Here is a 22535-nt window from a genome sequence, read left to right as displayed (position 1 = left end):
TTTCGTCCTCATGTCCCGCACCCTGCAAGCGCCGGTCACGGTGAGCTTCGACTACACGCGCTCGGTGGGCCCGGTGCTCGGCCGCTTCCTGACCGGGCTGCGCGACGCGCGCGTGGTCGCGGCCCGGACCTCGGACGGTCGCGTGGTGGTCCCGCCGCCCGAGTACGACCCGGTCACCCACCGGCAGACCGAGGACTTCGTCGAGGTCTCCCCCACCGGCACGGTCACCTCGTGGACCTGGGTGCCGGAGCCGGTGCCCGGCCAGCCGTTCGACCGGCCGTTCGCCTTCGCGCTGGTGACCCTGGACGGGGCCGACGTGCCGCTCCTGCACGCGCTCGACGTCGGCTCGGCGGACCAGGTCAGCACGGGCATGCGGGTGCGGGTGCGCTGGGCCGGCCAGCGGATCGGCGCGATCACCGACATCGAGGCGTTCGAGCCGCTCGACGACGTGGTCTCGACAGGCTCGACCACTGGATCGGCAGCGGCGGAGCCGGTCACCGGGGTGGTCACCCCGGTCACCCTCGACTACCTGTACGCCGCGTCGCCGGAGGAGTCGGCGTTCTTCCGCGGCCTGGAGCAGGGCCGGATCCTGGGGCAGCGGTGCCCGGCGTGCCACAAGGTCTACGTGCCACCGCGCAGCGCCTGCCCGGTCGACGGCGTCGCGACCACCGACGAGGTGGAGCTCGCCCACACCGGCACGGTCACGACCTTCTGCGTCGTCAACGTGCCCTTCCTGGGCCAGCGGATCACGCCGCCGTACGTGTCGGCGTACGTCCTGCTCGACGGCGCCGACATCGCCTTCCTGCACCTGATCCTCGACGTGCCTGCCGAGGAGGTCCGGATGGGGATGCGCGTCGAGGCCGTCTGGAAGCCGCGCGAGGAGTGGGGCACGACCGTCGAGAACATCAGCCACTTCCGGCCGACCGGCGAGCCCGACGCGGACTACGACACCTACAAGCAGCACCTGTGAGGAGCGGCATGAGAGAGGTTGCGGTCGTGGGGTTCGCCCAGCGGCAGATGGCCGAGTTCGACGGCTCCCCCACCTGTGTGGAGCTGTTGGTCCCGCTCTTCGCCGAGTGCTACGAGCAGACCGGCTTCACCCGCAAGGACATCGACTTCTGGTGCTCCGGGTCGTCGGACTACCTGGCCGGCCGGTCGTTCTCGTTCGTCTCCGCGGTCGACGCGATCGGCGCCCTGCCGCCGGTCAACGAGTCCCATGTCGAGATGGACGCGGCTTGGGCCCTCTACGAGGCCTGGCTGAAGATCCGGACCGGCGAGGTGGACACCGCCCTGGTCTACGGCTTCGGGAAGTCCTCGGCCGGGGTGCTGCGCCGGACCCTGTCCCTGCAGCTGGACCCGTACACGCTCACCCCGCTCTGGCCGGACACCGTGTCCCTCGCCGGGCTCCAGGCCCGGGCCGGGATCGACTCCGGCGCCTGGGACGAGCGGGCGATGGCCGAGGTGGTGAACCGCTCGCTGACCGACGCGGAGAAGAACGAGTACGCCGTGCGCAGGGGCGGCTCGTCGGTCGAGGAGCTCCTGGCGCGGCCGATGTACGCCGACCCGCTGCGCAAGCACGACTGCGCCCCGGTGACCGACGGCGCCGCGGCGATCGTGCTGGCCGCCGATGACCGGGCCCGGGGCGCCGTGGACCGGCCGGCCTGGATCAGCGGGCTCGCCCACCACGTCGACCCGCTGCACCTCGGCGGACGGGACCTCACCCGCTCCCCCTCGGCCGCCCGGGCCGGGAACGCGGCCGGCGTCGCCGACGTCGAGGTCGCCGAGCTGCACGCGCCGTTCAGCCACCAGGAGCTGGTGCTGCGCCGCGAGCTCGCACTCGCCGACGACGTACGCATCAACCCCTCGGGCGGCGCCCTCGCCGCCAACCCGATGTTCACCGCGGGCCTCAACCGGATCGGCGAGGCGGCCCGCCGGATCTGGGACGGCAGCGCCGGGTCCGCGCTCGGCCATGCCACCAGTGGGCCGGCACTCCAGCAGAACCTCGTGTGCGTGATGGAAGGGCGGTCCTGATGGGCAAGGTGCCGGCAGCGGTGGTCGGGGTGGGCCAGACCCACCACCGCGCGAAGCGCGAGGACGTCTCGATCGCGGGGCTGTGCCGCGAGGCGATCGACCGGGCGCTCACGGACGCGCGGATGACCTTCGCCGACATCGACGCCATCGTCGTCGGCAAGGCACCCGACCTCTTCGAGGGCGTGATGATGCCCGAGCTCTTCCTCGCCGAGGCGCTGGGCGCGGCCGGCAAGCCGCTGCTGCGGGTGCACACCGCCGGATCGGTCGGCGGGTCCACCGCGATCGTGGCGGCCTCGCTGGTGCAGGCCGGCGTGCACCAGCGGGTGCTGACCGTCTCCTTCGAGAAGCAGTCGGAGTCGAACGCGATGTGGGCGCTCTCGGTGCCGATGCCGTTCATCATGCCCGTGCACGCGGGGGCGGGCGGCTACTTCGCGCCGCACGTGCGCTCCTACATCCGCCGCTCCGGCGCGCCCACGCACGTCGGCGCGATCGTGGCCGCCAAGGACCGGCAGAACGCCCTGCGCAACCCCTTTGCGCACCTGCGCAATCCGGACACGACGGTGGACTCCGTGCTCGCGTCCCAGATGCTCTGGGACCCGATCCGCTACGACGAGACCTGCCCGTCCTCCGACGGCGCCTGCGCGCTGGTCATCACCGACGCGGACACCGCCCGGGCGGCCGAGTCCCCCGCCTGGATCCACGGCACCGTGATGCGCTCGGAGCCCACCACCGCCGCCGAGCGCGACCAGGTGAACCCCCAGGCGGGGCGCGAGGCCGCGGCAGCGCTGTGGAAGCAGGCCGGCATCACGAACCCGCTCGAGGAGATCGACGCGGCCGAGATCTACGTCCCGTTCTCGTGGTTCGAGCCGATGTGGCTGGAGAACCTCGGCTTCATGCCGGAGGGCGAGGGCTGGCGGCTCGCCGAGTCCGGCGGCACCGCGATGGACGGCGTGCTCCCGGTCAACTGCTCGGGCGGGGTGCTGTCCTCGAACCCGATCGGCGCCTCCGGCATGCTGCGCTTCGCGGAGGCCGCGCTCCAGGTCCGGGGCCAGGCCGGCGAGCACCAGGTCGACGGTGTACGCCGCGCCCTCGGGCACGCCTACGGCGGCGGCTCGCAGTTCTTCGCGATGTGGGTGGTGGGCGACCAGCCGCCCTCGAACTGATTCGAGGGCCGGGTCAGCGCGGCGCGTCCAGCGCCGCCAGCTCCTCCGGCGACAGCTCCAGCCCGCTGGCGGCCAGGGCATCGTCCAGCTGGTCGAGGCTGCTGACGCCGACGATCGGCCGCGCCTGCGGCGAACCGGAGAGCAGCCAGGCCAGCACCACCTGGGAGAGCGTGGTCCCGCGCCGCTCGGCCACCTGCTCCAGCGCCGCCAGCCGGCCGGCGGTCCCGGGGTGGTCGTACACCTCGGGCAGCGGCCGGTCCCCGCGGTCGAAGGCACCCTGGATCAGCGGGCTGTAGGCCCACAGCTCGATCTCGGGGTGGCTCTCCAGGTAGTCGCGGGTCTCGTCGGAGACGAACCCGAACCGGTGGTCCTTGCCGGGCACGGGCGCACCCGGCCGCGGCTCGACGTACGACGTGGTCAGCTGCAGCGCGGTCCACGGCTCCACGGCCAGCGCGGCCGCGAGCCGGCGACCGCGCTCCACCCGCCAGGTCGGGTGGTTGGAGACCCCGAGGCGGCCGACCAGGCCGTTCTTGACCAGGGCGCCGAACGCCGCGACGGTCTCCTCGAGGTCGGTCGACCGGTCCTCGCCGTGCGCCCAGTAGAGGTCGATCCGGTCGACGCCGAGCCGGTCGAGGCTGCGCGCGGACTCGCGCTGGACGACCTCGGCCGAGAGCCCCTCGACCCCGCCGTCGTCGGTGGGCTCGACACCCACCTTGGTCGCGATCACCATCCGCTCCCGGATGCCCGGGTTGGCGGCGAGCCAGCGGCCGATGACCGCCTCGCTCTGGCCGCCGTGCCCGGTGCCGGACTCCCAGAAGGCATAGCAGTTGGCGGTGTCGAGCGTGGTGCCGCCGGCCTCGACGAACCGGTCCAGCTGGGCGAACGACGCGCGCTCGTCGAGGCGGGTGCCGAAGTACATGGTGCCGAGGACGAGGTCTGCGCTGCCGTGCATGGACGCCAGCGTAGGGTCCCCTGCGTGATCGAGCTCCGCACCCCTGCCCAGATCGAGGAGATGCGTCCGGCCGGACGCTTCGTCGCCGACGTCATCACCCGGCTCGCCGAGGCCGCCGACGTGGGCGTCAACCTGCTGGACCTCGACGCCCTGGCCCACGAGATGATCCGGGAGCGGGGCGCGGAGTCCTGCTACCTCGACTACCACCCGTCGTTCGGCGCCTCGCCGTTCGGCAAGGTGCTGTGCACCTCGGTCAACGACGCGGTCCTGCACGGGCTCCCCCGCGACTACGTGCTCCGCGACGGCGACCTGCTCAGCGTCGACTTCGCCGCGAGCGTGGACGGCTGGGTCTCGGACTCGGCGTACAGCCTGGTCGTGGGCACGCCGCGCGAGGAGGACCTGCGCCTGATCGAGGTCACTGACCGCGCCCTGACAGCCGGCATCGGGGCCGCGCAGGTCGGCCACCGGATCGGCGACATCTCGCACGCCATCGCCACGGTGGCGCGGGAGGCCGGCCTGCGGATCAACACCCAGTTCGGTGGCCACGGCGTCGGCCGCACCATGCACGGTGACCCGCACATCCCGAACGACGGCCGCCCCGGCCGCGGCTTCCCGCTGCGACCCGGGCTGGTGATCGCCATCGAGCCGTGGTTCCTGCACACCACCGACGAGATCTACACCGACGCCGACGGCTGGACGTTGCGCAGCGCGGACGGCTCCCGTGGCGCGCACATGGAGCACACGATCGCGGTCACCGAGGACGGGCCGATCGTGCTGACGGCGCGGGCCTCGACAGGCCCGACCGACGAGGCTCAGTAGCGGACCCGGAGGTCCTTGATCCCGTTGATCCAGCCCGACCGCAGGCGGCGCGGCTCGGCGAGCTTGGTGATGTCGGGCGCGAGGTCGGCCAGCGCGTCGAACATCAGCCGGACCTCCTGGCGGGCCAGGTTGGCGCCGATGCAGTAGTGCGCGCCGTGCCCACCGAAGGCGACGTGCGGGTTCGGGTCGCGGGTGATGTCGAAGGTGTGGGGGGCCTCGAAGACGTCGTCGTCGAAGTTGGCACTGGCGTAGAAGAGCCCCACCCGCTGTCCCTTGCGGACCTCGACGCCACCGACCTCGACGTCGGCCAGCGCGGTGCGCTGGAAGACGCTGACCGGGGTCGCCCAGCGGATCACCTCGTCCACCATCGTCTCGGGGCGCTCGCGCTTCCAGAGCTCCCACTGGTCCGGGTGGTCGAGGAACGCGTCCATCCCGTGGGTGATGGCGTTGCGGGTCGTCTCGTTCCCGGCGACGGTCAGGATGATGACGAAGTAGCCGAACTCGTCGTCGCTGAGGCCGCGCCCGTCCTTGTCGGCGTGCACCAGCTTGGTGACGATGTCGCCGCGCGGGTTGGCCTTGCGGTCCGCGGCCATCTCCATCGCGTAGCCCAGGATCTCCGCCGCGGCGACGTCCGGCTCCACGTCGAAGTCGGGGTCGTCGTAGGCGAGCATCTGGTTGGACCAGTCGAAGAGCTTGCGCCGGTCCTCCTGGGGCACCCCGATGAAGTCCGCGATCGCCTGCAGCGGCAGCTCGCAGGCCACCTCCTCGACGAAGTTGCCCTCGCCCCGGGTCAGGGCCTCCCGGACGATCGTCTCGGCACGCTGCTTCATCAGCTCCTCGAGGGCGCCGATCGCCCTCGGGGTGAAGCCTCGCGAGATGATCTGGCGGGTCGCGGTGTGCTCCGGCGGGTCCTGGTTGATGAGCATCACCCGCTGGAGCTCGACCTGCTCGCGCAGCGTGCCCTCCGCGAAGCGGATGATGGCGCCGTTCTCCGCCGTGGAGAAGTCCCTGCTGTTCTTGGACACCGCGGCCACGTCCGCGTGCCTGCTCACCGCGAAGAAGCCGGTCCCTGCCTCCTCCGACATCCCGTCGCGAGCCCGTTGCTCCTGCTCGACCCAGAAGACCGGAGCCTTGCGACGCAGGGCGAGGAACTCCTCGTGCGGCACGGACGCCTCGTTCAGCTCCGGGTCCGTCGGGTCGAATCCTGCGGGCACCACGTCGGCAGCGGTCACGGCACTTCCCTCTCGAATGTGGAACACGTTCTAGTGGCGATGGTTACATACTCTCGGTTTGCTCCGGAAGGGTCGGTCCGTAGATTGGTCCCCGATCGGCGCCGGTCGACCTTGCCCGCGAACAAGAACGTGTTCTACTTTCCTGCCATGGGCAACCCGGTGATCGTCGAGGCCGTCCGCACTCCCCTGGGCCGGCGGCGCGGCTGGCTCGCCGGCGTGCACCCGGCCGTGCTGCTGGGCCACGCGATGACCCAGGTCCTCGAGCGCGCCGGGCTGGACCCCGCCGAGGTCGAGCAGGTCATCGGCGGCTGCGTCACCCAGGCCGGGGAGCAGTCCAACGACATGGTCCGGCGCAGCTGGCTGCACGCCGGCCTCCCCCAGCACACCGGCGCGACCACCATCGACGCCCAGTGCGGTTCGGGCCAGCAGGCCGCGCACCTGGTGCACGACCTGGTCCGCGCCGGCACCATCGACATCGGCCTCGCCTGCGGGGTCGAGGCGATGTCGCGGATCCCGCTCGGCGCGAACGTGCCGCGCGGCCTCGGCGACCCGCGGCCGGACGACTGGCACCTCGACATGCCCAACCAGTTCGAGGCCGCCGACCGGATCGCCCGGCACCGCGGCCTGACACGGGCCGACCTGGACACCTTCGGACTCGGCTCCCAGCGCAAGGCGCGGGTCGCGGCGGACGAGGGCCGGTTCAAGCGCGAGATCGCCGCGCTCCGGGCCCCGGTCCTGGATGAGGAGGGGCAGCCCACCGGCGAGACGCGACTGGTGGACACCGACCAGGGCCTGCGCGACACCACGCCGGGAGGCCTCGCCGCGCTGCGTCCGGTACTGGCCGACGGCCTGCACACGGCCGGCACCTCCTCGCAGATCTCCGACGGTGCCTCGGCGGTGCTGATCATGGACGAGGACCGGGCACGGTCCCTCGGGCTGACCCCGCGGGCCCGCATCGTGAGTCACTGCCTGGTCGGCTCCGATCCCTACTTCCACCTCGACGGCCCCGTCGATGCCACCCGCCACCTGCTCGCGCGCACCGGCATGGCCGTCTCCGACGTCGACCTGTTCGAGGTCAACGAGGCGTTCGCGTCGGTGGTGCTGTCCTGGGCGTCCGTGCACCACCCCGACCCCGAGCAGGTGAACGTCAACGGCGGGGCCATCGCACTCGGCCACCCGGTCGGCTCGACCGGGACCCGGCTGCTCACGACGGCGCTGCACGAGCTCGAACGACGCGACGCCACCACCGCGCTCGTCTCCATGTGCGCCGGCGGCGCCATGGCCACCGGCACCGTGATCGAGCGGCTCGGCTAGACCCCTCCTGCGCAGAAACCGTCTGGACTCGCCGCCGCAATCCCTTGCCGGTCACTCCCCGACGCACCAGAGTGGCTGCGTCCAGACTGACGAGGGAGACGCATGAACGGCATGGGCTCGGGCGCCAGGTCCCGCACTCGCACGACGGTGGTCCTGGCGGCGGGGGCCCTCGCCCTCGCCGGCGGACTGGCCTCCGGCACGACGTCCTACGCGGCCGAGCATCCGGCCACCGGCACGCAGGCCCCCGAGCAGGCGGCGGCGCCCCGGGCGACCAGCGAGCCCCGCGGCTACTTCGACGCGCGCCGGGCGACCGGGGACCGCGGCCGCGCCGCCGAGCTCCGTTCCACCACCAAGGCGTCGGGCCGCCCCGTGGCCCGCACCTTCCGGCGCTCGCTGGCCGACGACGCGCTGCTCGAGTACGACGGCAGCACCGGCACGGTCCGGGTGCTCGAGAACCTCGACGGCTACCTCACCGGCCCGAGCGCCAAGTCCGCCGCCGGCGTGGCGATGGGCTACGTCCGCGCCCACCACGACGCCCTGGGCCTGACCACCGGCGACCTCTCCACCTTCCACCTCCGTCGCGACTACCGCGACATCGCAGGCATCCACCACCTCTCGTGGACGCAGCGCATCGGAGGCGACACGGTCTTCGGGAACGGCCTGCAGGCCGCCGTCGCGAAGGACGGGCGGCTGCTGATGCTCGGGGGCTCGCCGGTGTCCAAGGCGGCCGCCCCGGCCGCGGCCGGGTCCGCGCGGATCGCGAGCCCCGACGCCGCCATCACCGCCGCCCGACGTGACCTCGGTGAGACCACCACGGCCCCCGGTCCCCGGGACGTCGCCGAGCGGGTGCTCTTCGTGACGCGCACCGGCAGCTACCGCGGCTGGCAGACCATCACGATGTCGGCCGACCACCCGGCCGTCTCCGTCCTCGACTCCGCCAGCGGCCGGCTGCTCTACCGCCGGCCACTGTCCTCGGACCGGTCCTCCCTCGAGCGCAGCACCGGCAAGGCCGTGGACTACTTCCCGGGCCACCGGCCCGGCGGCACGCCGCACACCGTGGACTACACCGGGCGCGGCTGGCTGGGCGGCAAGGCAACCCGGCTGTTCGGCAACAACGCACACGCCTACTCCGACCTCAACGACGACGGGAAGGCCCAGAAGGGCGAGGAGGCGCCGCCGAAGCGCGGGCACCGCTGGAGCTACACGCTCCAGCCGTTCCACCTGAAGCAGGTTTCCTTCTGCGACAACCCATACCCCTGCTCGTGGAACCCGAACAAGCCCTACTCCTGGCGGGTCAACCGCAAGCAGAACACCGCCCAGGTCTTCTACTACGTCAACAACTGGCACGACCACCTGCTGAAGGCACCGATCGGCTTCACCGAGGCGGCCGGAAACTTCCAGAAGCGCAACGCCACCAGGCACGGCGTGGACGGCGACTTCGTCGACACCCAGACCGACGACGGTGCCGACACCGACCACGGGCTGCCGGACGGTGCCCACATCGACAACGCCAACATGAGCACCCCGCCCGACGGGATCCGACCGCGGATGCAGATGTACCTCCAGCACCAGCCCGGCACGTCGTACCCCGACGGCGACCCGTTCGCGCCCACGAACGTCGGTGACGAGGCGGACACCGTCTACCACGAGTACACCCACGGACTGTCGAACCGGCTCGTCATCGACCCGGGCGGCTTCTCGACCCTCGGTGGCGTCCAGGCCGGCGCGATGGGCGAGGCCTGGAGCGACTGGTACGCCATGGACTACCTGGTCGCCCGCGGCCTGCAGGAAGACCAGCCGGGCACGGTCGACGTGGTCCTCTTCCAGTACGACGGCGCCGGGGTGGCGCTGGACCGCACCGAGCCACTGGACTGCGCGGTCGGGTCCGCCGCCGACCGCTGCAGCGGTGGGGCGACCGGCCACGCCGGCGGCTACACGTACGCCGACTACGCGCAGGTCGCCGGAGCCCCCGAGGTGCACGCCGACGGCGAGATCTGGTCGCAGAGCCTGTGGTCGCTGCGCGCACGGCTCGGCTCGCGGACCAGCGAGGCGCTGGTGACCCGGGCGATGGAGCTCGCGCCGGCCAACCCGTCGTTCCTCGACATGCGCAACGCGATCCTGGTCGCCGACACGGCGCTGTTCGACGGAACCCACCACGCCGGCATCTGGGAGGTCTTCGCCGGCCGGGGCATGGGCTTCTTCGCCGGCTCCCTGGGTGGCGACGACGCCGCCCCGGCACCGAGCACCACCGTCCCGCCCTCCGGCAACGCCACCGGCACCGTCAGCGGCGTGGTCCGCGACCGCGACACCCACGAGCCGCTGGCCGGCGTCCCGGTGACGCTGGCCTTCCAGGGTGGCGCCGGGATCGCCAACCCGACAGCCGTCACCGGCGCGGACGGCCGCTACTCGCTCGGGCCGGTCCCGGTCGGTGACTACGGCAAGCTCGTCGTGAACGGCGCGGGCTACGACCCGGAGCGCACCTCGGTCAACGTGACCCCGGGCGGGACGACCCGGGACTTCGACGTGCGCCGGGACTGGGCCGCCTACAGCGGCGGCGCTCGGATCACGGAGTTCAACGGGCCCGACTACGGCGACTTCGGCTGCGGACCCCGGCAGGCGATCGACAACAGCCAGGCCACGGGGTGGAGCACGACGACGGGTGACAACCGGGGCACTCCCACCAACCAGTTCCGCCCGAAGCACCTGGTCGTGGACCTGCACCGGACCGTGGACGTGAGCGCCTTCGGCGTCGACCCCGCGGCGACCTGCGGTGACGGCGGCAGCGCCTCGACGGGTGACTACCGGATCCAGACCGCGTCCGACGGCACGACGTGGACGACCGCGCGGACCGGCACGTTCACGCCCGACGACCGCGGCCGGATCAACGAGCTGGCCCCGACCGCCGGCGCGAACGGCGTGCGCTACGTCCGGTTCACCATCCTCGGGAACCAGACCCCGGACTTCGCCACCAGCTGCCCGGACGGGCCCTACTCCGGCTGCTCCTACACCGACCTCACCGAGCTGGAGGTCTACGGCACGGCGACGCCATGACCGTCCAACGGCTGTCCCGCGCCGAGGCCCGCCGGATCGCCGTCCGCGCTCAGCTGCTGGACCGTTCCCGGCCGGCCGGGGTCCTCGAGGTGGTCGAGCACCTGACGCTGCTCCAGCACGACCAGACCGCCGCCGTCGCCCCGAGCGCGGACCTGGTGCTGTGGAGCCGCCTCGGCTCGTCGTACTCGACGGCCGAGCTGCGCGACCTGCTGGACCAGCAGGTGCTGCTGGAGATCCACGGCCTGGTCCGCACCAGCGACTACCTCGCGCTGCTGCGCCCGGAGATGGAGACCTGGCCCGGTGCCGGCGAGCTGCGCGAGTGGGAGGTGGCGCGCCGCGACTGGCTGCTGGACAACGACGCCTGCCGGCGCGACATCCTGGAGCGGCTGCGCGCGGACGGCCCGCTGCCGCAGCAGGCGCTGCCGGACACGTGCGTGCGGACCTGGGGCTCGAGCGGCTGGAACAACAACAAGAACGTCGGCCGGATGCTCGACATGATGGTGCAGCGCGGCGAGGTGGCCGTGTCCGGCCGGGAGGGGCGGGACCGGCTGTGGGACCTGGCCGAGCGGGTCTACCCCGACGTCCCGGCCGTGCCGGCCGACGAGGCGGCCCGGCAGCGCGCGGAGCTGCGGCTGCGTGCGCTCGACATCGCCCGGGCACACACGACCGAGTCCCCGTCCGCGGAGCCCAACGACGTGGGCGAGGTCGGCGAGGCCGCGACGATCGAGGGGGTGCGCGGGACGTGGCGGGTGGACCCCGACCAGCTGGACAGGCCCTTCGCCGGGCGGGCGGCGCTGCTGTCGCCGCTGGACCGGCTGGTCTACGACCGCAAGCGGATGGTCGACCTGTTCGAGTTCGACTACCAGCTCGAGATGTACAAGCCCGTGGCCAAGCGCCGCTGGGGGTACTTCGCGCTGCCGATCCTCTACGGCGACCGGCTGGTCGGGAAGCTCGACGCGACCGCCGACCGCAAGGCCGGGGTGCTGTTCGTCGACGCGGTCCACGAGGACGAGCCGTTCACCGCCGAGACGGCCGCCGAGGTGCGGCGCGAGATCGAGGACCTGGCGCAGTGGCTCGCGCTGGACCTGACGCTGCCCGAAACCTGAGGTGGCGCGTTGGCGCCGGCGCCCGGATGCGGGACACTGGCTGACGATGAACTCCACGGCCGGCGACCACTTCGCCGCACCCGCCCCGGACCGGCTCACCCACCCCTCGTTCACCACGGTCATGTTCCGTGAGGGCTACGCGAGGGAGCAGGTGGACGCCTTCATCCTGCGGGCGGCCCAGTCCCTGGACGCCCCGACGCCGGTGATCCGCCCCGAGGACGTGCGGGCCGTGCAGTTCGCCCCGGTCCGACTTCGCGAGGGCTACGACATGGCCGAGGTGGACGCCTACCTCGACGAGCTCGAGCAGCACCTGGCGGAACGCGTGAAGGACCAGCCACAGCCTTCGCCAGCGCTCGCCGCCGAGCCGGGCGACGGCGCCCCCACGGCCGGCGCGCGTCTGCGGCTCGCCTGGCAGGACAGCACCGTCAGCGGTCGCATCGCCGGCCTGGGGATGGGGGCCGGCCTGCTGGTCGGCCTGCTGGTCGGGCTGTGGCCGGGCGACCCCTCGACCCGGACCGCCCTGGTGTTCGGCCTGATCGGCGGCACATGCGTCGCCGGACTGGTCGTCGTCGCCCTGCAGGTGGCCTCGCTCGCCGTCGGCGTGGGCCGGATCGTCGCCTACGTCGTACGCGGGGCCCGGCGCCGGTGAGGCCCCGGGGGCTCAGACCTCGACGGTGAGGCGAACCGTCACCGTGTCGCCGACCTCGAGCCCCTCGGCCTTCCGCACCCAGGCCTTGACCGGCACGACGTACCGCCCGTCCTTGGGCCACAGCGACGTCGCCCAGCCGGTGGCGCCGATCCGGGCGGCGACGGGGATCATCCCCCAGCCGTAGCTCACCAGCGCGGACGTCGCCTCGAGGTCGAGGCAGTCCTCCTCCGGCACGGTGACGAAGTGCCACGGCGAGGGACCCTTCCAGAACCACATCTCGCCGCTGAACTCCAGATCCATGCCCACACGATAGGAGCGGGGCTACGCGCCGTACACCGGTTCCGGGACCGGGCCCTCGGCGATCAGCCGGCGCAGGGCCGGGCCGACGTCGGCGGCCTCCCAGCGGGCGCCGCCGTCCACGGCGGGACCGTGCCGCCAGCCGGTCTCCAGGGTGATCCTCCCGCCCTCGATCTCGATCACCCGACCGGTGACGTCGGCGGCCTCCTCGGAGCACAGCCAGGCCACGACCGGCGCGTTGTTGGCGGGATCCATGGCGTCGAACCCCGCCCCTCCCTGCTCGTCGGGGGCGGCCATCATCTCGGGGAACGCGCCCTCGGTCATCCGGGTCCGGGCCACGGGCGCGATCGCGTTGACGGTGACGCCGTACCTGCCGAGCTCCTGCGCGGCGACCAGCGTCAGGCCGGCGATGCCGGCCTTGGCGACGGAGTACGTCGACTGCCCCACCGAGCCCTGCAGCCCGGCGCCGGACGAGGTGTTGACCACGCGGGCGGCGCGGGGACGGCCCTGCTTGGCCTCCGAGCGCCAGTAGGCACCGGCGTGCCGCAGCGGGGCGAAGTGCCCCTTGAGGTGCACCCGGACCACCGCGTCCCACTCCTCCTCGGAGGTGTTGACCAGCATCCGGTCGCGCACGAAGCCCGCGTTGTTGACGAGGATGTCGAGCCCGCCGAGCTCCTCGACCGCCTGCCGCACCATCGCCGCCGCCTGGTCGAAGTCCGCCACGTCGGCGCCGTTGGCGACGGCGCGCCCCCCGGCCTCCCGGATCTCCGCCACGACCTCGTCGGCCGGGGACTCCCCGGTGCCCTCGCCGGCCAGCGAGACGCCGAAGTCGTTCACGACGACCGCGGCGCCGTGCGAGGCCAGCTCGAGGGCGTGGGCCCGGCCGATCCCCCGGCCGGCGCCGGTGACGATCGCGACGCGGCCGTCGAGAAGTGTGCTCACTGCTGCTCCTGGGTCAGTGCGGACCGGAAGGCCGGCGGCTCGCCGCCACCGTGACACTCGAGGCGGGCGCCCGAGACGTAGGACGCGAGGTCGCTGGCGAGGAACACCGCGACGTTCCCGATCTCCGCCGGGTCGGCCATCCGGCCCAGCGGGATGGTGCGTTCGATCGCGGCCACCTCGGCGTCGCGGCCGTAGTGGTCCTCGGTGTCCCCGGTGCGGCACAGGCCCACGTCGATCGCGTTCATCCGCACCTTCGGCGCCCACTCGATCGCGAGCGACCGGGTGAGCGAGTCGAGGCCGGCCTTCGCCGCGCCGTACGCCGCGGTCCCCGGCGAGGGGCGCAGCGCCGAGACCGAGGAGATGTTGACGATGACGCCGCCGGTCTCCTGCGCCTGCATCACCCGGTTCGCCGCCTGGGCCAGCGCCAGCGGGGCCAGCAGGTTCAGCGCCACGACCCGGTCGTGGAAGCGCGGCGAGGCGTCGGCGGCCGGCGCGTACGGCGCCCCCCCGGCGTTGTTGACCAGGACGTCGAGCCGGCCGTGGGTGTCGCGCACCGCCTCGACGAGGGCGGCCACCGCCTCGGGGTCGCGGACGTCGCACACGTGGTGGGTGGTGCCGGCGACGGGCTCGACGTCGCTGCGCGAGCAGGTGACCACGGCCGCACCCGCATCGAGGAACGCCCGCGTGATGCCGAGGCCGATCCCCCGGGTGCCGCCGGTGATCAGCGCGACGCGGCCGCGCAGGTCGATGGAGATCGCCATGACCATCCCTTCGTCGACGCCCGGACCAAGCAACTGTTAGACTACCAAGCAAACGTTAGGTTTGTGATCTCGACAAGCTCGATCACCGGAACAACTCGATCACCGGAACAACCCGATCACCGGAACAACCCGAACGCAGGGAACAGGCGGCCGATGACGATCTCCTCCGAGCTCCACGACGACGGCGTCCGGGTCGTGACGATGGACCACCCGCCGGTCAACGCGCTGACGGTCCGGGGCTGGTTCGACCTGGCGGCCGCGCTCGACGACGCGGGCCGCGACCGGGCCACCCACGTCGTCGTGCTGCGGGCCGAGGGGCGCGGCTTCAACGCGGGCGTGGACATCAAGGAGATGCAGACCACCGCCGGCTTCGACGCCCTGATCGGCGCCAACCGCGGCTGCTACGCGGCGTTCAAGGCGGTCTACGAGTGCGCCGTCCCGGTGGTCGCCGCGGTGCACGGCTTCTGCCTCGGCGGCGGGGTCGGGCTGGTCGGCAACGCCGACTGCGTCGTGGCCAGCGATGACGCGTACTTCGGGGTCCCGGAGGTCGACCGCGGCGCGCTCGGCGCCGCCACGCACCTGGCCCGCCTGGTCCCGCCGCACCTGATGCGCACCCTCTACTTCACCGGGCGGACCATTGCCGCCGGCGACCTGGTCCCGCACGGGTCCGTCCTCGAGGTCGTGCCCCGCGAGCGGCTGGACGCCGCGGCCCTGGCCGTGGCGCGCGAGATCGCGGCCAAGGACACGCGCGTCATCCGGGCCGCCAAGGAGGCGCTCAACGGCATCGACCCGGTGGACGTGAACAGGAGCTACCGGTTCGAGCAGGGGTTCACGATGGAGCTCAACCTGGCAGGGGTCGCCGACGAGCTGCGGGACGAGTTCGCAGGGACCGAGAAGTCTCGACAGGCTCGACCGACGGAGGCCTCGTGAACGCGCCGCGGGACAAGCGGATGACCGTCGACGAGGTGGTCGCCGAGCTCGCGGACGGCATGACCGTGGGGATCGGCGGCTGGGGACCGCGGCGCAAGCCGATGGCGCTGGTCCGCGCGATCCTCCGGTCCGAGCTGACGGACCTGACCGTGGTCAGCTGGGGCGGCGCCGACGTTGGGCTGCTGGCCCGCGCCGGCAGGATCCGCCGGCTCGTCTATGCGTTCGTCTCCCTCGACTCGATCCCCCTCGAGCCCAACTTCCAGCGGGCCCGCCAGGCCGGCACCATCCCGGAGGTCGTCGAGCTCGACGAGGGGATGTTCCAAACCGGGCTGCGGGCCGCGGCCCAGCGGCTGCCGTTCCTGCCGACGCGAGCCGGGCTCGGGTCGGACGTGATGGTCAACAACCCGTGGCTGCGGACGGTCACCAGCCCCTACGACGACGGCGAGGAGCTGGTCGCGGTCCCCGCCCTGCACCTCGACATCGCCCTGGTCCACCTCAACCGGGCCGACCGGCACGGCAACGCGACGTACCTCGGTCCGGACCCCTACTTCGACGACCTCTTCTGCATGGCCGCCGACCGGGCGTTCGTCTCCTGCGAGCAGGTCGTCGACACCGCGGGCCTGACCATCGACACCCCGGTCCAGCGGCTGCTGCTCAACCGGATGATGGTCGACGGCGTCGTCGAGACGCCGAACGGCGCGCACTTCACCACCTGCACGCCCGACTACGAGCGCGACGAGGCCTTCCAGAAGGCGTACGCCGCCGCGGCATCCGGCAGCGACGAGGCGTGGGACGCCTTCCACGCGCGCTTCCTCGAGGGGGACGAGGCGGCCTACCAGACGGCCGTGCGTGCGTTCGGGGAGGAGTCGTGATGCGCTCGACGGTCTCGACCACCGAAACCGCGACCCGGGCGGAGGTCTGTGCGGCGGCGATCGCCGACGCGTTCAAGGACGACGGCGAGATCTTCGCCAGCCCGATGGGCCTGCTGCCGATGCTCGGTGTCCGGCTGGCGAAGCTGACCAGCAACCCCGACTTGGTGATCTCCGACGGCGAGTCGCTCTTCCTGGCCGGCGTGCCGCCGTTGTTCGCGAAGGGTGACGTGGTCGAGGGCTGGATCCCGTTCCGGCGGGTCTTCGACGTGGTCGCCTGGGGGAAGCGGCACGTGATGATGGGGGCCACCCAGGTCGACCGGCACGGCAACCAGAACATCTCGGCCATCGGCGACTTCGACCGCCCGCAGCGGCAGCTGCTCGGCTCCCGCGGCGCCCCGGGAAACACCGTGAACAACCGGACGTCGTACTGGGTGCCGCGGCACTCCCCCCGGGTCTTCGTCGAGCGGGTCGACGTCGTCTCCGGGGTCGGTCCGAAGCGGGCGCAGGAGGCCGGCCCGGCCGCCGCCCGGTTCAACGACATCCACCGGATCGTCAGCAACCTCGGGGTCTTCGACGTGGGCGGGCCCGACGAGACGCTCCGGTTGCTCTCCGTGCACCCCGGCGTGACCGTGCAGGAGGTGCGGGACGCCTCGGGCTGCGAGATCCACCTGGCCGCCCCCGAGGGGCCCGGCGTGCCCACCACCCGCGAGCCCACGACGGAGGAGCTCGTCCTCATCCGGGAGGTCCTCGACCCCCAGGGCCTGCGCGACCGGGAAGTCCCCCCGAAGGAGACGGCCCGGTGATCGAGCAGCTGCTGAGGACCCCGTTCACCGACCTGGTCGGCGTCCGCCACCCCGTCGTGCAGACCGGGATGGGCTGGGTGTCCGGCCCCGGCCTGGTCAGCGGTACGGCGAACGCCGGCGGCCTCGGCATCCTCGCCAGCGCCACGATGAGCCTCGCGGAGCTGGAGCGGGCCATCCTCGAGGTCAAGGGCCGCACCGACCAGCCGTTCGGGGTCAACCTCCGCGCCGACGCCGGCGACGCCGACGACCGTTGCGACCTGCTCGTCAGGCACGAGGTCAGGGTGGCGTCGTTCGCGCTGGCGCCGAAGCGGGACCTGGTGCGCAGGCTCAAGGACCACGGGATCGTGGTGATGCCGTCGGTCGGTGCCGCCCGGCACGCGGAGAAGGTCGCCGCCTGGGGCGCCGACGCGGTGATGGTCCAGGGCGGCGAGGGTGGCGGGCACACCGGGCCGGTCCCGACCACGCTGCTGCTGCCGACGGTGCTCGACGCCCTCAGGAATGCACAGAGCGAGATCCCGGTCGTCGCAGCCGGTGGGTTCTTCGACGGTCGCGGGCTGGCCGCCGCGCTGTCGTACGGCGCCGCGGGCGTCGGCATGGGCACCCGCTTCCTGCTCACCCGGGACTCGCCCGTCCCGCAGGCGGTGAAGGACCTCTACCTCGCCCACGGCCTCACCGGCACGGTGGTCACCGCCAAGGTCGACGGCATGCCGCACCGGATGCTGCGCACCCCGCTGGTGGAGGAGATCGAGGAGACCAGCGCGGTGCGCCGGCTCGTCCCGACCGCGCGGCGCACCCTCGAGCTCAAGCGGTCCAGCGGCCTGAGCTGGCGCGAGCTCGCCCGCGACGGCCGGGAGATGCGTCGCACCCAGGGCCGCTCCCTGGCGCAGATGACCCTCGCGGCCAACACCCCGACCATGCTCCGGGCCGGGCTCGTCGAGGGCGACACCTCGGCGGGCGTGCTCGCAGCTGGGCAGGTCGTCGGCGTGATCGACGACCTGCCCAGCTGCGAGGAGCTGATCGACCGGGTCGTCACCCGGGCCGCCGACGAGCTGCGCCGCGCCACGTCGTACGTCGTCTGAACCGCGACGTGGTGCCCGCCGGGCGGGACCCGGCGCACACGGCACAGTCCGTCCTGCCACACGTCGCCTGCTCACCACCGGTGATGAGCTCCAGGGCTTCGTCGAAGTACTGGTCCGCGAGCTCCCGGACCAGGTCGAGGCGACCCGCGCCGACAGCCGCGTTCAGCTCCCACACGTAGGCGTCGTGCAGCTCGCGCAGCTTCTCACGACCACCCATGACTCGCCTCTGATCCGGCGGCCCCGTCAACGGAGGTCGGGTCGCCTCCTCCAGTCTGCGCCTCCGGCCCCCGCGGTGCTACCGCGAGTCCCTCGACCATGGCATGGCCGACAGTGGCACGTCGTACGAGCCGGGCGCTCTACCTCCCAGCGCTTGCGAGGTGGTCCCTCGCGTCAACTCAGCACGCGACCGCGACGACGTCGCGCCAGCCCGTTTCTCCGGCCGCGACCTCGACCCAGGTAAGCCGGACGACGTCTGAAAGACCGCGGCCGGTCGGCGGCAGGCACTCAGGCCAGCGCCCGTCGTGGAAGGTGCCGCCGCTTGTCCAGGCGACGTCCGACGGGACGCCGTAGGTCCAGTCATCGTTTCGGTCGACGTCGCCGCTGTCATCTGCTGTCAGGCACGAGATGGCGCCCTCGGCCGAGAGGCATCGAACCTGGGTCGCGTGCATCACGGGGTGCCGTTGCCCAAGCACGTAACCGGCGATCCCGCCGACCACCAGAGCCGCGAGCGTGACGAGAACAAGAGTCCTCGCGTGTGGTGCCAGAAGCGGTCGCGTCGATGGGCCCGGCGGTTGCTGGAACGTCACGATTCCCCCGTGGTCATGCGTCAGGTGTGGCAAGCAGATACTGCCGTACGGGTGTTCTGCGGCGCAGCGCTTGGACCCGTGCCGCCGCTGCCGCTCAGCGCCGAGTCCTCCAGGGCCCGCCCAGCGAGGTCATTGAAGCGGCCGCATCATCCAGTGCCACGCGCTGTGTGGCGTGTAGCCGAGCTGGTCATTGACGTGGCGGATGCCCGCGTTGCTCTCGTCGTTCTCGGTGAGTGCCATCCGGATGCCCAGGCCGTGCGCGTGGGCATGCATGAGTGCTTTGGTGCAGCGGCCCAGGGCTCGACCCCGCAGGTTCGGATCGACTCCGGTGTACATCAGGTGCATCTGGTCGCCGTCGGCCACGGCGAACGCGATCGCGGCAGGTCGCCCCTCGACTCGGGTGAGCACTGCCACGGGCCGCTGTCCGGGCGCCGGGGTCCGACGCAGGCCCGACAACGTGAGGACCAGCCCGAGATCGGCCTCGGGGTTCGTCTGGCTGGCTCGAAGCATCGCCTCGACGCCCTCCTCGTCGTCGAAGGTCAGGTCGTCGCACACCTCGACGGTCACACCGCGGGGCGGCTCGACGGACACCGCGCCGTCGAGGACGCACGCGCTGGTGATCGACGTCTGCCTGCGCTCGAAGCCCCACCGGAGCGCCACGTCCATGGAGACCTGGTCTCCGTCGAGAACGCACCCCACCAGACGAGTCACGTCGTCGGCCGGCTCCGCCAGCACCGCCGCGAACAAGCGCGAGCCGAGACCTCGCCCGCCGCAGTCGGCCCGCGTGACCACCATGACGAACAGCGCACCCGCCGGCAGGTTCGCTGAGGCTCGTGCGAGAGCAACCCCAGCCATCGCACCGTCGGCCTCACGCGCCACCAGGACCCGCAGACTGCGTGCACTGTTCAGATCAAGATCCGCGCGGAGGACCGCGCGATCCTGTCCCGGGGTCCGCTTCACCACGAACTCGACGATCTCGTCGGCGTCGACCGGAAGACGAGCCTCGGAGATCTCCATCCGTGCATCCTGACGGATCTCGGCTGACAGCGACGCACCGGGCCGCGCAACGCGTGACGCCACCAGGCATCCGCTCGCGATACGCCCTCTTCGCGGCTACAGATCCGGGCGGAACCGAACCGCTGTTAGCGTCCGGGCGTGGAATCACGCTTCGTGGATGTAGAAGGCACCGCGTTACATGTCGGCGTGACGGGCGACGGGCCGGACATCCTGGTGCTGACCGGCGGGCCAGGATGCGTGCAGTACCTGGAAAGCGATGAGATCGCCGTTCCTGGTCACCGTTCCTGGTATCCGGAACCACGCGGTGTCGGCCGATCAGGCGGCGGTCGCCACGACATGGAGCGAGCAATCGCCGATCTCGAAGCGATACGTCGAGCCATGGGTGTGGTCGCATGGGTCGTACTCGGTCACTCGTGGGGCAGCGACCTGGCGGTTCGCTACGCCGTTGAGCATCCAGATGTCGTCAAGGGTGTGGTGGGCATCGCAGGCAGGGGTGCCCAGCGGGACCGCACCTGGTCCGAGATCTACGAAGCGGGCCAGGCGACGGAGCCGGTTGTCGAGATCGACATGTCCGAAGAGGTGTGGTCGTCCTTGAGCCAGTCCTTCACCGATTGGATCCACCGACCCGACCTGTGGCGAGGTCTTGCTGACTGTGTGGTGCCGATGCACTTCATCGCCGCCGGTGACGACATTCGCCCGTCCTGGCCCCTTCGACAGCTTGCCACCCTGGTGCGTCACGGCAGGTTCTCGATCGTGCCGGACGTTCCGCACGACTTCTGGTGGACGGCCCCCGACATCTGGATCAAGACGGTGAAGCGCGCCTGCGCTGGCCTCTGACAGGCCCACCTCACCATGGGCGCAGAGGTGTGCAGATAAGCCCCCCGACTTTCGGCAAGACCGCGTCCGTGGGCAGGTCAGCCCTGGTCGGACGCGACGAGGCCCCCGCTGTGCACCGGTCGGATCTCGACGCCGCCCCCTTGGTGCACCACGGGGTTGCTCGCGGCCGACGCGATCGCCGACTCCAGATCCGGAGCCTCAAGGAGGTAGACGCCTGCGACGACGTCAGCCCCGTCGATGAACGGGCCCTCGGTCACCCCGCTCTCCCTGACGCTCCTGGCCATGGATCGCGGCGTGAACGCCCAGGCTGCGGTCATGGCGGCTGACGACGACATCTCCTCGGCGTGGGCGTCGCACGTCGCGATGTCCTCGGAGGTCTCTGCGCTCTCGCCAGGCTCATGAGCGGAGTCGCTGGCATAGATGAGAACGGCAAACAGAGCCATGAACTCGCCTCCCGGCGCTTGATGCTTCGAAGTGGACGACGTCTGGATCCCGCACCCTACTTCGGCGCCAACCCACCAGCCGGCGACAGCACCAACGCTCGCTCACTGGCATACCAGCGCGTGCGGCATCCAAGACTCATCCACTCGGCGAACCGGGACACACCCAGTCAGATCGAGCGCTGGAAGGCCAGCCCCCGACCGAGGACCCGGAGGCCCAGCGCCTCGTTGACGTCGATCATGAAGGCGTTCTCCTCCGCGTTCCAGGTGTCGATCGACTCGAGCTGCGGCTCGTCCTCGCGCAACCAGCGCAGCATCTCGATCTTCATCAGCAGGCCCAGCCGGTGTCCGCGGTGTGCCCGGACCACCGAGGTGTCGTGCTGCTCGGCGAGGTGTGGGCGTTCCCCGTCCACCGCCACCGTCGTCTGGCCGGCCAGCTCTCCGGTGGCACGGTGCCGCGCGTAGACGAAGCGCACGCGGTGGCCACACCCGCGCTGCGCCTCGTGGTAGTCCCGCACGCGCTGCGGCGTGAACACCTCGTCCTCGATGTCGAGGCCACCGGTCGGAGCGTCGTTGATGGCGGCGACCATCGTCGCGACGGCCTCGAGGTCCTGCTCGGGCGTCATGCCGGCGCGGCGCACGAGCTCGTACGCCGCGGCGAGCGGCAACGCCTCGTCGTACAGCTTGTCGAGCCGCGGCCAGTCCACCTCCGCGACGACCTGCCGTCGCGCCACCTCGACCTGCTTCAGCTCGAACCCGTGCCGAGCCGCGAAGCCCGTGGTCGCCTCCGACTCCCAGCCGGCGGTGCCCACCGAGGTGCGTCCCTCCGCCCGGGCGCGCGCCACCAGCGCGTCGAGGAGGGCGCTGCCGTGGCCACGCCGCCGGCGCTCCGGGTGCACCTGCACGGTCAGCCAGGCCAGGTGGAAGTTGTCGCGCCGGCTGACGTCGTACTCCCCCAGCGCCACCGCCTCGCCGTCCACGCGGAGCAGGTACGGCAGCGCGGGATCGAGGTCCCAGCCGTAGCGGAGGATGCCCGCGGCCTCCCGCTCGGTCATCGGGTGCTCGAACGGTGAGTCGACCGCGCGCGCGGCGTTCGCGACCGTCACGTAGTCGCGGACCGCCGCGTCGTCGTCGGGAGCGAACTCCACGATCTCCATCCTTCGAGGATCCGCCGACCCGGCCGGGCACGCCACCGGTTATTTGCACGGAACCGGCCCTTGTGGCGCCACGCGCTGCCGACTATACTCGAACACATGATCGACTTGCCGGACGCTCCCGTTGCTGACCTCCAGCAGCACGCGCTCGCGGGCCTGGTCGACATGTTCGCCGACCTGCAGACCCCCACCGACGACGCCGCCTGCCTCGAGCACCTCGAGGCCCTGGAGCGGGTCAAGTCCGCCGCCGCGGCCGCCCAGGCCCGGCTCACCGATCAGC

The 22535-nt window shown here is 72.1% G+C and carries 24 protein-coding genes; 14 read left to right on the top strand and 10 right to left on the bottom strand.

Annotated elements, in window-relative coordinates:
- Nucleotides 1-10: 10 nt before the first annotated feature.
- Genes ABD268_RS16485 through ABD268_RS16475 form a run of 3 tightly spaced genes read left to right on the top strand, consistent with a single transcriptional unit; the run spans nucleotide 11 to nucleotide 3194 of the window.
- Nucleotides 11-970 (top strand): Zn-ribbon domain-containing OB-fold protein, encoded by a 960-nt coding sequence (locus ABD268_RS16485; protein ID WP_344154612.1) that lies wholly within the window; start codon nucleotides 11-13, stop codon nucleotides 968-970.
- An 8-nt stretch (nucleotides 971-978) separates the two neighbouring features.
- Nucleotides 979-2031: a thiolase domain-containing protein gene (locus ABD268_RS16480; protein ID WP_344154609.1), complete on the top strand. Its 1053-nt coding sequence runs from the start codon at nucleotides 979-981 to the stop codon at nucleotides 2029-2031.
- Entirely contained in the window at nucleotides 2031-3194 is a 1164-nt protein-coding gene (locus tag ABD268_RS16475) for a thiolase domain-containing protein (protein WP_344154606.1), read from the top strand. The genes ABD268_RS16480 and ABD268_RS16475 overlap by 1 nt, the downstream gene beginning before the upstream one ends.
- 13 nt (nucleotides 3195-3207) lie before the next feature.
- Here ABD268_RS16475 and ABD268_RS16470 read toward each other — a convergent pair whose 3' ends face one another.
- A complete protein-coding gene (locus ABD268_RS16470) occupies nucleotides 3208-4146 on the bottom strand; it encodes an aldo/keto reductase (RefSeq protein ID WP_344154603.1) in 939 nt (312 codons plus the stop codon).
- A gap of 24 nt (nucleotides 4147-4170) precedes the next feature.
- Here ABD268_RS16470 and map point away from each other — a divergent pair, with 24 nt between their 5' ends.
- Nucleotides 4171-4965: a type I methionyl aminopeptidase gene (gene map, locus ABD268_RS16465; RefSeq protein ID WP_344154600.1), complete on the top strand. Its 795-nt coding sequence runs from the start codon at nucleotides 4171-4173 to the stop codon at nucleotides 4963-4965.
- Here the strand turns inward: map and ABD268_RS16460 are convergent.
- A complete protein-coding gene (locus tag ABD268_RS16460) occupies nucleotides 4959-6197 on the bottom strand; it encodes a cytochrome P450 (RefSeq protein ID WP_344154597.1) in 1239 nt (412 codons plus the stop codon). The two genes, map and ABD268_RS16460, sit on opposite strands and share 7 nt — an antisense overlap.
- A gap of 147 nt (nucleotides 6198-6344) precedes the next feature.
- Here ABD268_RS16460 and ABD268_RS16455 point away from each other — a divergent pair, with 147 nt between their 5' ends.
- The 4 genes from ABD268_RS16455 (at nucleotide 6345) to ABD268_RS16440 (ending at nucleotide 12317) form a co-directional block, all read left to right on the top strand.
- Nucleotides 6345-7511, top strand: a complete 1167-nt coding sequence (locus ABD268_RS16455; RefSeq protein ID WP_344154594.1) for a steroid 3-ketoacyl-CoA thiolase — start codon at nucleotides 6345-6347, stop codon at nucleotides 7509-7511.
- 102 nt (nucleotides 7512-7613) lie between these two features.
- Entirely contained in the window at nucleotides 7614-10562 is a 2949-nt protein-coding gene (locus ABD268_RS16450) for a M36 family metallopeptidase (protein WP_344154591.1), read from the top strand.
- Entirely contained in the window at nucleotides 10559-11668 is a 1110-nt protein-coding gene (locus ABD268_RS16445; protein WP_344154588.1) for a DNA glycosylase AlkZ-like family protein, read from the top strand. Before ABD268_RS16450 ends, ABD268_RS16445 begins: the two co-directional genes overlap by 4 nt.
- A gap of 46 nt (nucleotides 11669-11714) precedes the next feature.
- Nucleotides 11715-12317, top strand: coding sequence for a DivIVA domain-containing protein (locus ABD268_RS16440; RefSeq protein ID WP_344154585.1), 603 nt, complete (start codon nucleotides 11715-11717; stop codon nucleotides 12315-12317).
- A gap of 12 nt (nucleotides 12318-12329) precedes the next feature.
- On the opposite strand, the gene ABD268_RS16435 is transcribed toward ABD268_RS16440, so the two are convergent.
- The 3 genes from ABD268_RS16435 to ABD268_RS16425 are packed head-to-tail and all read right to left on the bottom strand — an operon-like array spanning nucleotide 12330 to nucleotide 14317.
- Nucleotides 12330-12617: a DUF1905 domain-containing protein gene (locus ABD268_RS16435; protein ID WP_344154582.1), complete on the bottom strand. Its 288-nt coding sequence runs from the start codon at nucleotides 12615-12617 to the stop codon at nucleotides 12330-12332.
- Nucleotides 12618-12638: 21 nt separating this feature from the next.
- Entirely contained in the window at nucleotides 12639-13556 is a 918-nt protein-coding gene (locus ABD268_RS16430) for an SDR family oxidoreductase (RefSeq protein WP_344154579.1), read from the bottom strand.
- Nucleotides 13553-14317 (bottom strand): SDR family oxidoreductase, encoded by a 765-nt coding sequence (locus ABD268_RS16425; protein WP_344154576.1) that lies wholly within the window; start codon nucleotides 14315-14317, stop codon nucleotides 13553-13555. Before ABD268_RS16425 ends, ABD268_RS16430 begins: the two co-directional genes overlap by 4 nt.
- Before the next feature lie 153 nt (nucleotides 14318-14470).
- Between ABD268_RS16425 and ABD268_RS16420 the strand changes: the two genes are divergently transcribed.
- Genes ABD268_RS16420 through ABD268_RS16405 form a run of 4 tightly spaced genes read left to right on the top strand, consistent with a single transcriptional unit; the run spans nucleotide 14471 to nucleotide 18001 of the window.
- A complete protein-coding gene (locus tag ABD268_RS16420) occupies nucleotides 14471-15247 on the top strand; it encodes an enoyl-CoA hydratase family protein (RefSeq protein WP_344154573.1) in 777 nt (258 codons plus the stop codon).
- Nucleotides 15244-16119 carry a CoA transferase subunit A gene (locus ABD268_RS16415; RefSeq protein WP_344154570.1) on the top strand — a complete coding sequence of 292 codons (876 nt, stop codon included), beginning with the start codon at nucleotides 15244-15246 and terminating at the stop codon, nucleotides 16117-16119. Before ABD268_RS16420 ends, ABD268_RS16415 begins: the two co-directional genes overlap by 4 nt.
- Nucleotides 16119-16922, top strand: a complete 804-nt coding sequence (locus tag ABD268_RS16410) for a CoA-transferase subunit beta (protein WP_344154567.1) — start codon at nucleotides 16119-16121, stop codon at nucleotides 16920-16922. Before ABD268_RS16415 ends, ABD268_RS16410 begins: the two co-directional genes overlap by 1 nt.
- Nucleotides 16919-18001, top strand: a complete 1083-nt coding sequence (locus ABD268_RS16405) for an NAD(P)H-dependent flavin oxidoreductase (RefSeq protein WP_344154564.1) — start codon at nucleotides 16919-16921, stop codon at nucleotides 17999-18001. Before ABD268_RS16410 ends, ABD268_RS16405 begins: the two co-directional genes overlap by 4 nt.
- On the opposite strand, the gene ABD268_RS16400 is transcribed toward ABD268_RS16405, so the two are convergent.
- The 3 genes from ABD268_RS16400 to ABD268_RS16390 all read right to left on the bottom strand — a co-directional run bounded on the left by ABD268_RS16400 (nucleotide 17952) and on the right by ABD268_RS16390 (nucleotide 19824).
- Complete coding sequence (locus tag ABD268_RS16400; protein WP_344154561.1) at nucleotides 17952-18218, bottom strand: hypothetical protein; 267 nt, start codon at nucleotides 18216-18218, stop codon at nucleotides 17952-17954. The two genes, ABD268_RS16405 and ABD268_RS16400, sit on opposite strands and share 50 nt — an antisense overlap.
- Before the next feature lie 178 nt (nucleotides 18219-18396).
- Entirely contained in the window at nucleotides 18397-18807 is a 411-nt protein-coding gene (locus tag ABD268_RS16395) for a hypothetical protein (protein WP_344154558.1), read from the bottom strand.
- A gap of 129 nt (nucleotides 18808-18936) precedes the next feature.
- A complete protein-coding gene (locus tag ABD268_RS16390; protein WP_344154555.1) occupies nucleotides 18937-19824 on the bottom strand; it encodes a GNAT family N-acetyltransferase in 888 nt (295 codons plus the stop codon).
- A gap of 138 nt (nucleotides 19825-19962) precedes the next feature.
- On the opposite strand from ABD268_RS16390, the gene ABD268_RS16385 reads away from it, so the two are divergent.
- Nucleotides 19963-20661 (top strand): alpha/beta fold hydrolase, encoded by a 699-nt coding sequence (locus ABD268_RS16385; protein ID WP_344154552.1) that lies wholly within the window; start codon nucleotides 19963-19965, stop codon nucleotides 20659-20661.
- A 77-nt stretch (nucleotides 20662-20738) separates the two neighbouring features.
- Here the strand turns inward: ABD268_RS16385 and ABD268_RS16380 are convergent, their stop codons facing one another.
- Nucleotides 20739-21104, bottom strand: coding sequence for a YciI family protein (locus tag ABD268_RS16380; protein WP_344154549.1), 366 nt, complete (start codon nucleotides 21102-21104; stop codon nucleotides 20739-20741).
- Nucleotides 21105-21271: 167 nt separating this feature from the next.
- The gene (locus ABD268_RS16375; RefSeq protein WP_344154546.1) at nucleotides 21272-22249 is read right to left on the bottom strand and encodes a GNAT family N-acetyltransferase; all 978 of its coding nucleotides are present in this window, start codon (nucleotides 22247-22249) and stop codon (nucleotides 21272-21274) included.
- 105 nt (nucleotides 22250-22354) lie between these two features.
- Between ABD268_RS16375 and ABD268_RS16370 the strand changes: the two genes are divergently transcribed.
- Nucleotides 22355-22535, top strand: a 181-nt coding sequence (locus tag ABD268_RS16370) for a hypothetical protein (protein WP_344154543.1), incomplete at its 3' end; no start/stop codon positions are given.

Source organism: Nocardioides koreensis (assembly GCF_039531775.1).
Lineage (GTDB): Bacteria > Actinomycetota > Actinomycetes > Propionibacteriales > Nocardioidaceae > Nocardioides > Nocardioides koreensis.
Note: the sequence above shows the minus strand (reverse complement) of the source record. Positions and strands in the feature narration are given on the sequence as shown.

Bases quoted from the DNA above. Each gene is read 5' to 3' on its own strand.
- ABD268_RS16485 (WP_344154612.1), top strand. From the start codon at position 11: ATGTCCCGCACCCTGCAAGCGCCGGTCACGGTGAGCTTCGACTACACG.
- ABD268_RS16480 (WP_344154609.1), top strand. From the start codon at position 979: ATGAGAGAGGTTGCGGTCGTGGGGTTCGCCCAGCGGCAGATGGCCGAG.
- ABD268_RS16475 (WP_344154606.1), top strand. From the start codon at position 2,031: ATGGGCAAGGTGCCGGCAGCGGTGGTCGGGGTGGGCCAGACCCACCAC.
- ABD268_RS16470 (WP_344154603.1), bottom strand. From the start codon at position 4,146: ATGCACGGCAGCGCAGACCTCGTCCTCGGCACCATGTACTTCGGCACC.
- ABD268_RS16455 (WP_344154594.1), top strand. From the start codon at position 6,345: ATGGGCAACCCGGTGATCGTCGAGGCCGTCCGCACTCCCCTGGGCCGG.
- ABD268_RS16450 (WP_344154591.1), top strand. From the start codon at position 7,614: ATGAACGGCATGGGCTCGGGCGCCAGGTCCCGCACTCGCACGACGGTG.
- ABD268_RS16445 (WP_344154588.1), top strand. From the start codon at position 10,559: ATGACCGTCCAACGGCTGTCCCGCGCCGAGGCCCGCCGGATCGCCGTC.
- ABD268_RS16440 (WP_344154585.1), top strand. From the start codon at position 11,715: ATGAACTCCACGGCCGGCGACCACTTCGCCGCACCCGCCCCGGACCGG.
- ABD268_RS16435 (WP_344154582.1), bottom strand. From the start codon at position 12,617: ATGGATCTGGAGTTCAGCGGCGAGATGTGGTTCTGGAAGGGTCCCTCG.
- ABD268_RS16425 (WP_344154576.1), bottom strand. From the start codon at position 14,317: ATGGCGATCTCCATCGACCTGCGCGGCCGCGTCGCGCTGATCACCGGC.
- ABD268_RS16420 (WP_344154573.1), top strand. From the start codon at position 14,471: ATGACGATCTCCTCCGAGCTCCACGACGACGGCGTCCGGGTCGTGACG.
- ABD268_RS16410 (WP_344154567.1), top strand. From the start codon at position 16,119: ATGCGCTCGACGGTCTCGACCACCGAAACCGCGACCCGGGCGGAGGTC.
- ABD268_RS16400 (WP_344154561.1), bottom strand. From the start codon at position 18,218: ATGGGTGGTCGTGAGAAGCTGCGCGAGCTGCACGACGCCTACGTGTGG.
- ABD268_RS16390 (WP_344154555.1), bottom strand. From the start codon at position 19,824: ATGGAGATCTCCGAGGCTCGTCTTCCGGTCGACGCCGACGAGATCGTC.
- ABD268_RS16380 (WP_344154549.1), bottom strand. From the start codon at position 21,104: ATGGCTCTGTTTGCCGTTCTCATCTATGCCAGCGACTCCGCTCATGAG.